The organism is Mycolicibacterium aurum, from assembly GCF_900637195.1.
GTDB classification, from domain to species: domain Bacteria; phylum Actinomycetota; class Actinomycetes; order Mycobacteriales; family Mycobacteriaceae; genus Mycobacterium; species Mycobacterium aurum.
In genome coordinates, this window is sequence record NZ_LR134356.1 from 4,301,144 (window position 1) to 4,316,579 (window position 15,436).

12 protein-coding genes are annotated in these 15,436 nt (G+C 67.2%); 6 read left to right on the forward strand and 6 right to left on the reverse strand.

Annotated elements, in window-relative coordinates:
- Window positions 1-4: 4 nt before the first annotated feature.
- Complete coding sequence (glgP, locus tag EL337_RS20130; protein WP_048634365.1) at window positions 5-2,653, reverse strand: alpha-glucan family phosphorylase; 2,649 nt, start codon at window positions 2,651-2,653, stop codon at window positions 5-7.
- 215 nt (window positions 2,654-2,868) lie between these two features.
- On the opposite strand from glgP, the gene EL337_RS20135 reads away from it, so the two are divergent.
- Window positions 2,869-4,959, forward strand: a complete 2,091-nt coding sequence (locus EL337_RS20135) for an alpha-1,4-glucan--maltose-1-phosphate maltosyltransferase (RefSeq protein WP_048634364.1) — start codon at window positions 2,869-2,871, stop codon at window positions 4,957-4,959.
- Between the two features lie 4 nt (window positions 4,960-4,963).
- Complete coding sequence (gene glgB, locus EL337_RS20140) at window positions 4,964-7,183, forward strand: 1,4-alpha-glucan branching protein GlgB (protein WP_048634363.1); 2,220 nt, start codon at window positions 4,964-4,966, stop codon at window positions 7,181-7,183.
- A gap of 80 nt (window positions 7,184-7,263) precedes the next feature.
- Here glgB and EL337_RS20145 read toward each other — a convergent pair whose 3' ends face one another.
- Genes EL337_RS20145 through EL337_RS20155 form a run of 3 tightly spaced genes read right to left on the reverse strand, consistent with a single transcriptional unit; the run spans window position 7,264 to window position 9,798 of the window.
- Complete coding sequence (locus EL337_RS20145) at window positions 7,264-8,154, reverse strand: tetratricopeptide repeat protein (protein ID WP_048634362.1); 891 nt, start codon at window positions 8,152-8,154, stop codon at window positions 7,264-7,266.
- 13 nt (window positions 8,155-8,167) lie between these two features.
- The gene (locus EL337_RS20150; protein ID WP_197724134.1) at window positions 8,168-8,551 is read right to left on the reverse strand and encodes a DUF3817 domain-containing protein; all 384 of its coding nucleotides are present in this window, start codon (window positions 8,549-8,551) and stop codon (window positions 8,168-8,170) included.
- A 53-nt stretch (window positions 8,552-8,604) separates the two neighbouring features.
- Window positions 8,605-9,798 carry an acetyl-CoA C-acetyltransferase gene (locus tag EL337_RS20155; protein WP_048634361.1) on the reverse strand — a complete coding sequence of 398 codons (1,194 nt, stop codon included), beginning with the start codon at window positions 9,796-9,798 and terminating at the stop codon, window positions 8,605-8,607.
- 103 nt (window positions 9,799-9,901) lie between these two features.
- Here EL337_RS20155 and mce point away from each other — a divergent pair, with 103 nt between their 5' ends.
- The gene (mce, locus tag EL337_RS20160; protein ID WP_048634360.1) at window positions 9,902-10,378 is read left to right on the forward strand and encodes a methylmalonyl-CoA epimerase; all 477 of its coding nucleotides are present in this window, start codon (window positions 9,902-9,904) and stop codon (window positions 10,376-10,378) included.
- 7 nt (window positions 10,379-10,385) lie between these two features.
- Here mce and EL337_RS20165 read toward each other — a convergent pair whose 3' ends face one another.
- Together EL337_RS20165 and nucS are read right to left on the reverse strand one after the other, a co-directional pair.
- A complete protein-coding gene (locus EL337_RS20165) occupies window positions 10,386-10,679 on the reverse strand; it encodes an Rv1322 family protein (protein WP_048634359.1) in 294 nt (97 codons plus the stop codon).
- Entirely contained in the window at window positions 10,679-11,350 is a 672-nt protein-coding gene (gene nucS, locus EL337_RS20170; protein ID WP_048634358.1) for an endonuclease NucS, read from the reverse strand. Before nucS ends, EL337_RS20165 begins: the two co-directional genes overlap by 1 nt.
- 47 nt (window positions 11,351-11,397) lie before the next feature.
- On the opposite strand from nucS, the gene EL337_RS20175 reads away from it, so the two are divergent.
- From EL337_RS20175 to EL337_RS20185, 3 genes are all read left to right on the forward strand, one after another.
- Entirely contained in the window at window positions 11,398-13,008 is a 1,611-nt protein-coding gene (locus tag EL337_RS20175; RefSeq protein ID WP_048634357.1) for an adenylate/guanylate cyclase domain-containing protein, read from the forward strand.
- A 141-nt stretch (window positions 13,009-13,149) separates the two neighbouring features.
- Entirely contained in the window at window positions 13,150-14,244 is a 1,095-nt protein-coding gene (locus EL337_RS20180; RefSeq protein WP_048634356.1) for an acyl-CoA dehydrogenase family protein, read from the forward strand.
- Between the two features lies 1 nt (window position 14,245).
- Window positions 14,246-15,436, forward strand: coding sequence for an acyl-CoA dehydrogenase family protein (locus tag EL337_RS20185; RefSeq protein WP_048634355.1), 1,191 nt, complete (start codon window positions 14,246-14,248; stop codon window positions 15,434-15,436).

The window sequence follows — 15,436 nt, forward strand, 5'->3', positions numbered from 1 at the left end:
CGGGTCACGCGAGCGTGACGAGCCCGAGTTCGTTGTCTCCGGCCAACAGTCGGTGGTGCGGGAGCACCCGGACGGTGTAGCCCACCGATCCGGCGAACGGTAGCGGGGTCGTGGCCGTGAAGATCTGGTTTCCGCTCTCGGCGGTCCCGGTGTGGGTCATCGGAACCGTGAGCGGATCGATCAGTGCGTCACCGGCGTCGACACGACCGAGCACCGCCTGCACCATCACCTCGTCCGGGCGCAGACCGGCCAGGTCCACCAGGGCGGTCAGCGTCAGTTCGGCGCCCAACAGCGGGGTGTCGGGTAGTCCGTAACCGTCCACGTCGGCGATGGTGATCTTCGGCCAGGCCTGCGCGACCCGCCTGCGGTACTCCGCGAGTTCGCGCGCGGCGCCGAACGGCACCGCCAAGCCTTCCCCAGCGCCCGGTTGGCCCGGTTCGATCACCCGGCGCAACGCCTGCGCAGCGGGCAGGTAGTACTTCTCGGTGTAATCGCGAACCATGCGCGAGGCCAACACCTTTGGGCCGAGAACCTGAAGGGTGTGCCGCACCATCTCGACCCACCGGGTCGGTACACCGTGTTCGTCGCGGTCGTAGAACTTCGGGACGACCGCACGCTCCAGAAGGTCGTACAGCGCGGCCGCCTCCAAGTCGTCGCGGCGACTCTCGTCAGCCAGCCCGTCGGCGGTCGGGATCTCCCACCCGTTCTCGCCGTCGTACCACTCGTCCCACCAGCCGTCCCGGATCGAGAGATTGAGGCCGCCGTTGAGCGCACTCTTCATCCCCGACGTGCCGCAGGCTTCCAGCGGTCGCAGCGGATTGTTCAGCCACACGTCGCAGCCGTGATACAGCGTGCGCGCCATCGACATGTCGTAGTCGGGCAGAAAGGCAATGCGGTGCCGCACGTCTTCCCGGTCGGCGAACTTGACGATCTGCTGGATCAGCGCCTTGCCGCCTTCGTCGGCGGGATGCGACTTGCCCGCGACGATCAGCTGGATGGGTCGCTTGTCGTCGAGCAGCAGCTTCTGCAACCGCTCGGGATCGCGCAGCATCAACGTCAGGCGCTTGTATGTGGGCACCCTGCGGGCGAACCCGATGGTCAACACCCCCGGGTCGAAAGCCGTGGCGATCCAGCCCAATTCGGCGTCGGCTGCGCCCCGCTCAAGCCATGACCTGCGCACCCGGGCGCGGACGTCGGCGATCAGAGTCTCCCGCAGCTGCGAGCGGATCCACCAGAGGTGGCCCGGGTCGACCTCCTGTAGCCGCTGCCAGGTCTCGGGCTCACTCAGCGAGCTCAGATCCGTGCTGCCGATCAGCTCGCGCCCCAGCTGCACCCACTGCGGCGCCGCCCAGGTCGGCGCATGCACGCCGTTGGTGATCGAACCGATGGGCACCTCCGCCGGGTCGAATCCCGGCCACAGCTCGTTGAACATCTCGCGGCTGACCCGTCCGTGCAGCAGCGACACCCCGTTCGCCCGCTGGGCCAACCGCAGCCCCATATGCGCCATGTTGAATTTCGTCGGATCGTCCTCGGCGCCGAAGGCCACGATGCGCTCCAGTGGCACACCGGGCAGCAGCCGCGAACCACCGACGGACGGCCCCGTGGGTTCCCCACCGAAGTACCGTTCCACCATCTCCACGGGAAACCGGTCGATCCCGGCGGCCACCGGCGTATGGGTGGTGAACACCGTCGACGCACGCACGACGGCCAGTGCGGTGTCGAAATCGAGCCCCGCCTCGATGAGCTCCCGGATGCGCTCGGCGCCCAGGAAGCCGGCGTGTCCCTCGTTCATGTGAAAAACCTCGGGTGCGGGCAGACCCTCCACCTCGGTGTATGCCCGGATTGCCCGAACCCCGCCGATGCCGGCCAGGATCTCCTGCCGGATCCGGTGCTCCTGGTCGCCGCCGTAGAGCCGGTCGGTGACCGACCGCAGCTCGTGGTCGTTCTCCGGAATGTCAGAATCGAGCAGCAGCAACGGGATTCGGCCAACCTGCGCGATCCAGATCCGCGCGTACAGCTGCTGGCTTCCGGGCAGCGCCAGCTGGATCAGCACAGGAGCACCCTGGGCGTCGGCGAGCAGGCGCAACGGCAGGCCCTGGGGGTCCAGCGCCGGATAGCTCTCGTGCTGCCAGCCGTCGGCGGTCAGCGACTGGCGGAAGTACCCGGAGCGGTAGTACAGCCCCACCGCGATCAACGGCAGTCCCAGGTCGGAGGCCGACTTGAGGTGGTCACCGGCGAGTATGCCGAGGCCGCCCGAGTAGTTGGGCAGCACCTCGGCGACGCCGAACTCCATCGAGAAGTACGCGATGCCCCTGGGCAACCCTGCGGCGTCGCCCTCGTCGGCGTGCTCGGCAGCCAGCTGCTGGTACCACAGCGGCCTGGTCAGGTAGTTGTCCAGGTCTGCGGCCACGGCGTCCAGACGCCGCACGAAGGCCGCGTCGGCAGCGAGCTCCTCCAGGCGCTCCGGACCGACCTGCCCCATCAGCGCGACGGGATCTCCCCCGACCTGCGCCCACATCTCGCCGTCCACGGCCTCGAACAGATCCTGCGTCGGTTTGTCCCAGGACCAGCGGAGATTGACGGAGAGCCGCTCGAGTGCGGCCAGCTGCACGGGGAGGTGAGCGCGGACGGTGAACCGGCGGAGTGCTTTCACGCGGGTTGACCTTACTGCCGACCGCAGGCCTCTGGGGGCGTGATGGAGCGCACCTTCAGGTTGCCGATGAGCGACGAAGGGTTGAGCCGGACACTACGGTGGGTATAGGCGCGTCTAGGTACTGACTTGAGCAAGAACCCACCAAGAACCACTGTGCAGAAGTCCAGACATCGACACGTGCGGCACGCGCCGCACGGGTAAAGGAGTGGTTGCGAGTGACCGCCGGTCGGATCGAGATCGATGACGTCCAGCCCGTGGTGTCCAACGGGCGCTTTCCCGCCAAGGCCGTCGTCGGTGAGGTGGTACCGGTGTCGGCGACGGTGTGGCGAGAAGGGCACGACGCGGTGTCGGCCACGCTCGTGGTCCGCTACCACGGCACCACCTATCCCCCGCTCGCCGACGAGCCGCCAGGACGCGTACGCGCCCAGGAGGCGGTGCCCATCCAGGACATCGTCAACCCCGGGCCGCGGGTTCGGCCGACAGCACTGCCGATGGCAGAAGGCCGCACGCCGGACGTCTTCCACGGCACGTTCACCCCGGACACCGCGGGTTTGTGGACGTTCCGGGTGGACGGCTGGGGTGACCCGATCGCCACCTGGCGCAAGAACGTGATCGCCAAGCTCGACGCCGGCCAAGGCGAGGGCGAACTGAACAACGATCTGCTGGTCGGAGCGAAGCTGCTGGACCGGGCCGCCACCGGCGTGGCCCGGCAGGATCGGTTTCCGCTCGCGGAGGCCGCAGCGCGCCTGCGTGAGCCGGGCGACCCCTTCTACCGGGCGGGCGCGGCGCTGGCACCCGAGATCACCGAGCTGCTCGACAAGTATCCGCTGCGCGAGCTGATCACCCGGGGACAGCAGCACGGCATCTGGGTGGATCGGCCGCTGGCGCGGTTCAGTTCCTGGTACGAGTTCTTCCCACGGTCGACCGGCGGGTGGGACCCCTCCGGCAACCCGGTGCACGGAACGTTCGCCACCGCTACCAAGGCCCTGCCGCGCATCGCCAGGATGAACTTCGACATCGCCTACCTGCCGCCGATCCATCCGATCGGCAAGGTGCACCGCAAGGGGCGCAACAACAGCGTCACCGCGGCGCCCGGCGACGTCGGCTCGCCGTGGGCGATCGGGAGCGACGAGGGCGGGCACGACGCAGTGCACCCGGACCTCGGCACCATCGACGACTTCGACGACTTCGTGGCCGCCGCCAAGGACGAAGGCCTTGAGGTGGCGCTGGACCTGGCCCTGCAGTGCGCGCCGGACCACCCGTGGGCGCGCGAGCACCCCGAGTGGTTCACCGTCCTGCCCGACGGCACGATCGCTTACGCGGAGAACCCGCCGAAGAAGTACCAGGACATCTACCCGCTGAACTTCGACAACGACCCCGCGGGCCTGTACGAAGAAGTGCTTCGCATCGTGCGGTTCTGGATTTCCCACGGAGTCAAGGTGTTCCGGGTCGACAATCCGCACACCAAGCCGCCGAACTTCTGGGCCTGGCTGATCGGCGAGGTCAAGAACGAGGATCCCGACGTGCTGTTCCTGGCCGAGGCGTTCACCCGGCCCGCGCGGCTGTTCGGTCTGGCCAAGCTCGGATACACGCAGTCCTACACCTACTTCACGTGGCGTACGGCCAAGTGGGAGCTGACCGAGTTCGGTCAGTCGATCGCCGAGCATGCCGACTACAGCAGGCAGAGCCTGTGGGTCAACACGCCGGACATCCTGCACGAGAGCCTGCAGCACGGCGGCCCGGGCATGTTCGCCATCCGTGCCGCGCTCGCGTCGACCATGAGCCCGACGTGGGGGGTGTACTCCGGTTTCGAGCTGTTCGAGCATCGTGCGGTCCGCGAGGGCAGCGAGGAGTACCTGAACTCGGAGAAGTACGAGCTGCGGCCGCGCGACTTCGATGCCGCACTCGCCGACGGCGAGTCGCTGGAACCGTTCATCACGCGCCTCAACGAGATCCGCCGCGTACACCCGGCGCTCCAGCAGCTGCGCACGATCACGTTCCACACCATCGACAACGACGCACTGCTGGCGTACAGCAAGTTCGACCCGGCCACCGGCGACCAGGTGCTCGTGGTCGTCACCATCAACCCGTTCGGCGCCGAGGACGGCACGCTGTGGCTGGACATGGCCGCCCTCGGCATGGACCCGCAAGACCGTTTTTGGGTGCGCGATGAAATCACCGGCGAGGAATACCAGTGGGGCCAAAGCAATTACGTGCGCCTGGACCCCGCCCGAGCGGTAGCGCATGTGCTCAACATGCCGCAGGTCCCCGCCGACCAACGATCCAAACTGCTGCGCAGGGAGTGACGATATGACCAACGCGTCGAATGTGACGAACCAGATCGACAGCCCACATCTGCGGCCGCACACGGCCGACCTCAACCGGCTGATGGCCGGCGAGCACCACGATCCGCACGCGGTTCTCGGCGCTCACGAATACGACGACCACACCGTGATCCGCGCCTTCCGGCCGCACGCCGTCGAGGTCAATGCGGTGATCGGCGGCGCACGCTACCCGCTGCAACACATCGAAGGCGGGCTCTTCGCGGTGGCGGTGCCCTTCACCAACCTGATCGACTACCGCTTCGAGATCAGGTACTCCGACGACGAAGCGGCCTTCGTACATACCGTTGCCGACGCCTACCGCTTCCTTCCCACGCTGGGCGAGATCGACCTGCACTTGTTCGCAGAGGGCCGGCACGAGCGACTGTGGGAGATCCTGGGCGCGCACCGCCGTAGTTTCACCACCGCCGACGGCGTGGTGGACGGGGTGTCGTTCGCGGTGTGGGCGCCCAACGCCAAGGGCGTCAGCGTCACCGGCGATTTCAACCACTGGGGCAACGAAGCCCAGATGCGGGTTCTGGGGTCGACGGGCGTCTGGGAACTGTTCTGGCCGAATTTCCCTGAGGGGGGCCTGTACAAGTTCCGCGTGCACGGCGCCGACGACAATGTCGTAGACCGTGCCGACCCGATGGCCTTCGCCACCGAAGTGCCGCCGCAGACCGCCTCCCGCGAGTTCACCAGTGACTACACATGGAGTGACGAGGAGTGGATGAGCGGCCGGGCGCTGCGCAACCCGGTGTTCGAGCCGATGAGCACCTACGAGGTGCATCTGGGGTCCTGGCGTCCCGGGCTCAGCTACACCGAGCTGGCCGATCAGCTCACCGAATACCTTGTCGACCATGGGTTCACCCACGTCGAGATGCTGCCCGTCGCCGAGCACCCGTTCGGCGGGTCCTGGGGATACCAGGTGACGTCCTACTATGCGCCGTCCTCCCGGTTCGGCTCCCCCGACGAGTTCCGTTATCTCGTCGATGCTCTGCACCGCGCCGGGATCGGCGTGCTGGTGGACTGGGTGCCCGCCCACTTCCCCAAGGACGCGTGGGCGCTCGGCCGATTCGACGGAACTGCCCTCTACGAGCACGGCGATCCACGCCGCGGTGAGCAATTAGACTGGGGCACATACGTTTTCGACTTCGGCCGACCCGAAGTACGCAACTTCCTGGTCGCCAACGCGCTGTACTGGCTGCAGGAGTACCACATCGACGGGTTGCGCGTCGACGCGGTCGCGTCGATGCTCTACCTCGACTACTCGCGACCCGAGGGCGGCTGGTCACCCAACATCTACGGCGGCCGCGAGAACCTGGAGGCCGTGCAGTTCCTGCAGGAGATGAACGCCACCGTCCACAAGGCCAACCCGGGTATCGTCACCATCGCCGAGGAGTCGACGTCCTGGCCCGGTGTCACGCGTCCGACAAACCTTGGCGGCCTTGGCTTTTCGATGAAGTGGAACATGGGCTGGATGAACGACACGCTCGAGTTCATCAAGCGTGACCCCATTCATCGCAGCTACCACCACCACGAGCTCACCTTCTCGCTGCTGTACGCGTTCAGTGAGAACTTCGTGCTGCCCATCAGCCACGACGAGGTCGTCCACGGCAAGGGCACGCTGTGGGGCCGGATGCCGGGCAGCGACCACATGAAGGCGGCCGGCATCCGTAGCCTGCTGGCGTATCAGTGGGCACATCCGGGTAAGCAGCTGCTGTTCATGGGCCAGGAGTTCGGCCAGCGTGCCGAGTGGTCCGAAGAACGCGGTGTCGACTGGTTCCAGCTCGACGAGCAGGGGTTCTCGGACGGGATCCTGCGGATGCTGACCGACGCCAACGGCATCTACCGCGGTTCGCGTGCGCTGTGGTCACGCGACAGCAATCCGGAGGGATACTCCTGGATCGACGCCAACGACTCGGCGAACAACGTGCTGAGCTTCCTGCGGTTCGGCGACGACGGCTCGATGATGGCGTGCGTGTTCAACTTCTCGGGATCCGAGCACGCGCGCTACCGGCTGGGCCTGCCGCACGCCGGGACCTGGCGCGAGGTGCTCAACACCGATTCCGACAACTATCACGGCTCGGGCATCGGCAATTACGGCGCCGTCGAGGCCACCGACGAGCCGTGGCACGGCCGGCCGGCGTCGGCGGTCATGGTGCTGCCGCCGCTATCGGCGCTGTGGTTCGAACCCGAGCAGCCCTAGTACTCACGCGAGCAGATGCGAAATCGCGCGGATTCAACAAGAATCCGCGCGATTTTGTGTCTGCCGGGCGGGTGGGGGCGTCAGTACAGGGCGTTGGCGAGGTTGCGCCGTCCGGCGATCACCTCGGGATCGGCTGGATCGAACAGGTCGAACAGTTCGATCAACCGGGTCCGCACCGCGGTGCGCTCGTCTCCCGCGGTTCGCCTGACCAGATCGGTCAACCGTGCGAAAGCGCCGTGAATGTCCTGCTGCATGATTTCGACGTCCGCGGCGGCGAAGGCGGCCTCGACGTCACCCGGTGACGCGTCGGCGGTGGCCACCGCATCCTGCGGATGGGTCGTGGCGCGCTGCAGGAAGCCGATCTGACGCACCGCGCCCTTGGCCTCCTGGTGACCGGGATTGGCGTCCAGAATCGCCTGGTAGGCCTGGCGCGCCGCGTCGAATTCGCCGGCGTCCAGGAAGGCCCGCGCCTGCTCGATCTCGGGGTCGACCTCGTCGGCCGGCTCCTCACCAGGCGCGCCGCCGAGCTTTCCCTCGACGGCGTTCATCAGGGAGTCGATCCAGCGCCGGAGTTGCTCGGGCGGCTGCATCCCCTCGAAGCTCGAGAGCGGCCGTCCGGCAGCCAGAGCCACCACAGTCGGCACCGCCTGCACGCCGAACATCTGAGCCACCCGCGGCGTGGTGTCGACGTTCACCGTGGCGAACACCCACTTGCCACCATCGGCGGCGGCGAGCGCGGTGAGCGCATCGCCGAGTTGAGTGCTCGCGTCGCTGCGAGGCGACCACAGCAGCACGACCACCGGCAGTTCGGTAGAGCGGACCAGGACCTCGGCTTCCAGGTTGGCTTCGGTGACTTCGACCCCGCCCGGCTTGCCGCCCGAACCGCCGTCGGCGGCCGGCCGCTGCTTGAGTGCCGACAGGTCGACGGCACCCGCCAGTGCGGGGGAGATACGGGGTCCTGGACGCGTCACAAGCTCAAGTCTGTCACGTTGTTTCCGGTACCGAAGCCCCCGGTTGACCCAAGCCCGCCGCGACCGGCTGCGACCCCATTCGACCGGTCCGATCAGCCCATATGAGGAAGATCACACTGCCCAGCGGCACGATGCTGCCCAGCAACGCCAGCAACCATGTTCCGACTCCCCATTTGACCGAGATGCCCACCAGAAGTGCAGCCACCAGGAACGCGATGAAGATGCCTCCGTGGATCGGCCCGAAGACCTTGACGCCGACCTCGGTCTGCGGCGAGCCGAGGTATTTGAAGTACATCCCGATCAGCAGGCCTGCCCAGCTGAGCGCCTCGGCGAACGCGATCAACCGGAACCATCCCGCCGCGGTGCGGAGGTCGTATGCGCTTGTCATGGACGCCATTCTGCCCGAATCGGCGCGCAGCTACTACACAGCGTCGTTGTAAAGGGGTCCGGTCACGGCCGGCGCAGGATCAACGCGTCGCCCTGACCGCCGGCTCCGCAGAGCGCGGCGACGGCGTAACCCGAACCCTTGCGGGCCAGTTCCAAGGCGGCGTGCAGCGTGATGCGGGCGCCGGACATGCCGATGGGATGACCCACGGCGATGGCTCCGCCATTGGTGTTGACCCTGTCGGGGTCGACCCCGAGTTCCCTGGTGGAAGCAAGGGCGACCGCTGCGAACGCCTCGTTGATCTCGATCACGTCGAGCTGGTCGAGGGAGATGCCCTCCTTGGCGACGGCCTTCTTGATGGCGTTCGCCGGCTGGCTCTGCAGCGTCGAGTCGGGCCCGGCGACCACACCGTGCGCTCCGATCTCGCACAGCCAGGTCAGCCCCAGTTCCTCGGCCTTCGCCTTGTTCATGACGACGACAGCGCATGCGCCGTCGGAGATCTGGGACGCCGACCCCGCGGTGATGGTGCCGTCCTTGCGGAACGCGGGCCGCAAGCCGCCGAGCGACTCGGCGGTGGTGTCGGCACGGATGCCTTCGTCCTCGGTGAACTCGAGTGCGTCGCCTTTGCGCTGTGGAATCTTCACCGGCACGACCTCGTCGGCGAACACCCCGTCCTTCCAGGCCCTGGCCGCCTTCTGATGCGAGGACGCAGCGAACTCGTCCTGCTCGGCGCGGGTGAACTTGTCGACGTCGTTGCGCTGCTCGGTGAGCGCACCCATCGGCTGGTCGGTGAACACGTCGTGCAGGCCGTCGTAGGCCATGTGATCGAGCACGGTGACGTCGCCGTACTTGTAGCCCGCACGGCTCTTGGGCAGCAGATGCGGGGCCTGGGTCATCGACTCCTGCCCACCGGCGACGACGACGTCGAACTCGCCGGCCCGGATCAGCTGATCAGCCAGCGCGATCGCGTCGATGCCGGACAGGCACATCTTGTTGATGGTCAGCGATGCGACATCCCAGCCGATGCCGGCGGCCACCGCAGCCTGGCGGGCGGGCATCTGCCCGGCGCCGGCGGTCAGCACCTGGCCCATGATCACGTACTCGACGAACCGAGCCGGATTCTCCACGTTCGGGAAGGCCTTCTCCAGCGCTCCGGCGATCGCCACGCCGCCGAGGTCGCTGCCCGAGAAATCCTTCAGCGAACCCATCAACTTGCCCACCGGAGTACGGGCTCCAGCAACAATCACCGACGTCGTCATAGGACCCTCCAGGGTGGTGTTGAGCGGTTTTGAAGCGGCCAGGAGAGGCTATACGTGCGCACCGACCTATTCGAAACCGATCCTGTTAGGTTACTTTTTCTTTATGACCGCCGAGCAGACTGACGCCCGTCCGGTACTGGCCACCGCGCTGGTGACCGCCATCGATCATGTCGGCATCGCCGTGCCTGATCTGGACGCCGCGATCAAGTGGTACCACGACCATCTGGGCATGATCGTCCTGCACGAAGAAGTCAACGACGAGCAGGGCATCCGCGAGGCCATGCTCTCGGTTCGCGGCGCCGCCGTCGGAAGCACCCAGATCCAGCTGATGGCCCCGATCGACGACAGCTCCACGATCGCCAAGTTCCTGGACAAGCGCGGGCCGGGTCTGCAGCAGTTCGCCTACCGGGTGAGCGATCTGGACACGCTCAGTGACCGTCTCCGCGATCAGGGCGTTCGTCTGATCTACGACGAGCCCCGCCGCGGCACCGCGAACTCGCGCATCAACTTCATCCACCCGAAAGACGGCGGCGGCGTGCTCATCGAGCTCGTCGAGCCCGCGGTAGACGCTGCCCACTGACCTACCTTCACGACCACCGGCGGGTGGGGCCGCGCGTGGCGCGATTCGCCCAGCAGGCCGTATGCCAGTGGCGCCGATCATCCACGCTTCCCACGGTGTCGGCCGGCCACACCACGACGTGCGCAACGCCCGGCCTGATCTCGTGATCGCAGCCGGGGCACCGATAGATCTTGTTCGCACGCGACGCGGCGACCGGACGCACCTCGTAGTCGTAGCCGTCGGCACCCACCTCGACACGTCGAGGCGCCGGTAGCGGGTCCCGCACCACCCGGCGCTTGCCCGCAGCACGACGCTTCGCCATCAGAACAGTCGGAACTCGTCGCTGTCCATGCCCCGCATCTTGTCGTAATCCAGGGTGACGCAGCGAATTCCGCGGTCCGTTGCGAGCGTGCGGGCCTGCGGCTTGATCTGCTGGGCGGCGAACACCCCGGCGACCGGCGCCAGCAGCGAGTCCCGATTCATCAACTCCAGATAGCGGGTCAGCTGTTCGACGCCGTCGATCTCGCCCCGGCGTTTGATCTCGACCGCGACCGAGCGGCCCTGTTCATCGCGGCACAGCAGGTCCACCGGGCCGATGGGGGTCATGTACTCGCGCCGCACCAACGTGTATCCGGCACCGAGCAGTTCGACGTGCTCGGCCAGCAGCACCTGCAGGTGCGCCTCGACGCCGTCCTTGACCAGACCGGGATCGACACCCAGTTCATGGCTGGAATCGTGCTCGATCGCCTCCACGGTGATGCGTAGCTGCTCCCCCGCCTTGTTCTGCACCACCCACACCGGGGCGTCCCCGTCGGGCTCCTCGACCAGCCAGCACGGCGGGCTCATCCAGTTCAGTGGCTTGTAGGCACGGTCATCGGCGTGCACGCTGACCGACCCGTCGGCCTTGAACAGCAGCAGACGCCGGGCCGAGGGCAGATGGGCAGTGAGTCTGCCGACGTAGTCGACGGTGCACTGGGCGATGACGAGGCGCACCGAACCACCATAGATGGCATGCCCCGGGTCACTAGGCTGACGCCACGATGAACGCGACCAAGAGCGTGCCGTATCGGTTGGGCCGGGTGCTGGAGAAGGTCACGCGCCAGAGCGGACGGCTGGACACACCCGACTACGGTTCGTGGCTGCTGGGCAAGCCCGAAGAGAGTCAAGCCCGCCGGCGCGTCCGCATCCAGATCATCCTGACGTTCTTCCTTCTGTTCACGAACATCCTCGGCATTGCGGTGTCGCTGTTGCTCAACACGGTCGCCATCCCGGTGCCGAGCGTCTTCTCCGATGCGCCGGCATGGTTGACCTTCGGCGTCACACCGGCCTACATGCTCGTCGCATTGATCTTCGGCACGGCGTGGATCACCTCGCGGACGGTCGCCTCGCTGCGCTGGGCAGTCGAGGAACGCCACCCCACGGGGGAAGATCAGCGCAACGTGTTCCGCGCCCCGGCCAGGGTGGCGCAGAAGCTGCTGCTGCTGTGGGGCCTCGGCACCGGCCTGCTGACGTTGTTGTACGGGCTGCAGGATCCCGCCTTCATCCCGCGCTTCCTCTTCGCGGTGGGTTTCCCGGGCATCGTGGTCGCCACGGCGTGCTACATGATCACCGAGTTCGCGTTGCGCCCCATCGCGGCCCAGGCGCTGGAGGCGGGACGGCCTCCACGGCGGCTGGCGCACGGTGTCATGGGACGAACCATGACCGTGTGGTTGCTCAGCTCCGGAGTGCCTGTGCTCGGAATTCTGTTACTGGCCGTCTTCTCGCTGTCGCTGCAGAATCTCAGCGCCACCCAGTTCGCGGTCGCGGTGATGATCATCGCCCTTGTCGCGCTGATCTTCGGGCTGGTCCTGATGTGGCTGCTGGCGTGGCTCATCGCGACGCCGGTGCGCATTGTGCGGTCCGCGCTCAAACAGGTCGAGGACGGCGATCTGGACTGCAACCTGGTGGTGTTCGACGGCACCGAACTCGGCGAGTTGCAGCGGGGGTTCAACTCGATGGTGCACGGGCTGCGCGAACGCGAGCGGGTGCGGGATCTGTTCGGGCGCCACGTCGGGCGCGAAGTCGCGCTGGCCGCCGAACAGCAACAGGTCGAACTGGGCGGCGAAGAACGCCACGCGGCCGTCATCTTCGTCGACATCATCGGATCGACGGAACTTGTCACGAGCCGACCTGCCGTCGAGGTGGTCGAACTGCTCAACCGATTCTTCGACGTCGTGGTCGATGAGGTCGACAAGCACCATGGCCTGGTCAACAAGTTCGAGGGCGACGCGGTCCTTGCGGTGTTCGGTGCGCCGGTCTCACTCGAGAACGCCGAAGGAGAGGCGCTTGCAGCGGCGCGCGCGATGGCCGCGCGCCTGCACACCGAGGTTCCCGAATGCCGGGCGGGTATCGGCGTCGCCGCCGGGCAGGTGGTCGCGGGAAACGTCGGCGCCAAGGAGCGCTTCGAGTACACGGTGATCGGCGAACCCGTCAACGAGGCAGCGCGGTTGTGCGAGCTGGCGAAGAAGGTCGACGGACACCTCGTCGCGTCGTCCGACGCCGTCTCCAGTGCTACCGAAAGTGAAAGGAAGCACTGGGCATTGGGCGAGACGGTGACGCTGCGCGGACACTCGGAACCGACGCGTCTGGCCGTACCGGTCAGCGCCGACTGAGCCGCTGCGCAGTCGCGGTCGGGGCACGCGCCGGCACACATATGTCCCATCGGGAAACACGCCTGTGTCGTGATTCGTGATGTACATCGGCGGCGGCGGCGCCGACCATGGTGGGCGCAAGCCAGGAGAGGCGGTTCCGTAGTGACGATCAGTGTGGCCGAGCGGGCAGAGCTGCGCGCCGCGGTCGGCGGGCTGTTGGCCGACAGGTGCGCCGAAGACGACGTACGGCGGGCCATGGCATCCGAGACAGGTTTCGATCACGACCTGTGGCGCCGGTTGGCTGACCAGGGCGTTCTCGGCATGCTCGTTGACGGCGTCTACGGCGGGCTCGGCTTCGGCGCCCGCGAGGTCGAGGCCGTCGCCGAGGAGACCGGCGCGGCGCTGCTCCCGGCGCCCTTCATCTCCAGCGCGGTGCTGACCGTCGCCTTGATCAACGCCGCCGGTTCCGCTGCCGACAAGCAGCGACTCCTACCCGGGCTCGTCGAGGGCACCTCCATCGGGACGGTCGCACTCACCGGCGCGTCCGGCTCGTGGACTCCCGACGGCGTGGCAGTGCGAGCGGCCGCCGACGGCGCGCTCACCGGCACGGCGCACTACGTCACCTGGGGGCAGGCCGCCGACATCGTGCTGGTTGCCGCCCACACCGGCGACGGCATCGGCGTATTCGAGGTCGCCGCCGACGCGGACGGGTTTCAGCGTTCCGCGGCAACGGTATTCGATCCCACGGTGCGCCTGTCGACGTACACCTTCACCGGGACGCCCGCGCGCCGCTTCGGTACCGTCGGCTGGGACGCGGTCAAGGAGGCGCTGGACCACGCGGTGATCGCCTCGGCCGGTGAGCAGGTCGGCGGGTCACGCCGGGTCTTCGACATGACCGTCGACTACCTCAAGACCCGCGTCCAGTTCGGCCGCCAGATCGGCAGCTTCCAAGCGCTCAAGCACATGGCCGCCGACCTGCTGCTGGACCTGGAGAACGCGACATCGGCCGCACAGCACGCCGCGGACCAGAAGGCGTCAGGTGGCGAAACTGCAGACGGGGCACTCGCGTTGGCCGGATTCGTCTGCGCGGAGGCTTACCAGAACATCGCCATGCAGGCGATCCAGCTGCACGGCGGTATCGGCTTCACGTGGGAGCACCCCGCCCATCTGTTCGTGCGCCGGGCGCGCACCGGGATGCACCTCTTCGGCAGCTCCCGTCTCCATCGCGAGCGCTACCTCGTGTCGAAAGGTGCCTGACATGGCCTCCGAACTTCCCGGCGCCGACGAGCTGCGCACCGAGGTCCGAGAGTGGTTGCGCGACAACTGGGTTCCCCTGCCCGGGAACACTGATCCGTGGGCATCGTCGCCGGAGCGGATCGCCTGGCTGGAGAAGGTGCTCGACGCCGGCTACGCCGTGCCGACCTATCCGGCCGAGTGGTTCGGCCGCGGATACCCGAACGGGCTGGCCAACGTCATCGCGGGTGAGTTCGCAGCGATCAAGGCCCCCGGGTCGCGCCAGGACAAGTACAACATCCCGGCCAACACCGTCCTTGCCCTCGGTACCGAGACCCTCAAGCAGAAGCTGCTCCGCGACTTTCTGGTCGAGCGGTCCCGCACCTGCCTCCTGTACAGCGAGCCGGATGCGGGCTCCGACCTGGCGGCCGTGCGCACCACCGCCGTACGGCACGGCGATCACTGGGAGGTGACCGGGCAGAAGGTATGGACCTCGGGCGCGCAGACCGCCGACTATGCGCTGCTACTGGCCCGCACCGACTGGGACGTGCCGAAACACAAGGGACTCAGCCTGTTCATCCTGCCGATGAAGCAGGACGGCATCGACGTACGACCCCTGGTGCAGATCACCGGCGAGTCGCACTTCAACGAGGTGTTCATCACCGACGCGACGGTGTCCGACGACCACCTGCTCGGCGGCGAGGGCAACGGTTGGCGGGCCCTGCAGACCGCGCTGGCCTATGAACGGTCCATCATGGGCGACAGCGGGCGTGGTTCGCGGAATCGCAAGGCCGACAGCCTGATCGAACTGGCCCGCGCACACGGAGTCCTCGACGATCCGGCGGTGCGGCAACCATTGGCCTCGGTACTGGCGCTGCGAGAGCTCAACAAGCTCAACAACGCCCGCGCAAAAGCTGCTGCCACCCAGGGCACATCCAGCTCGATCATGTCCCTGGGCAAGCTCGCCATGTCGAAGATCCTGCACACCGAGGCGGCGATGAAGACTCAGATCATCGGAGCGGCGGCGCTGCTCGCCGGCCCCGACAATCCCGAGGCCGACGACGTCAACTTCCTCGCCCTGAACGCGTTCTTCACGTCGATCGGCGGAGGCACCGACCAGATTCAGCGCAACATCATCGGCGAACGCGTACTCGGGTTGCCCAAGGAGCCCGAGGCCGACCGCGACATCCCGTTCCGCCAGGCCCGGCGGAGCTGA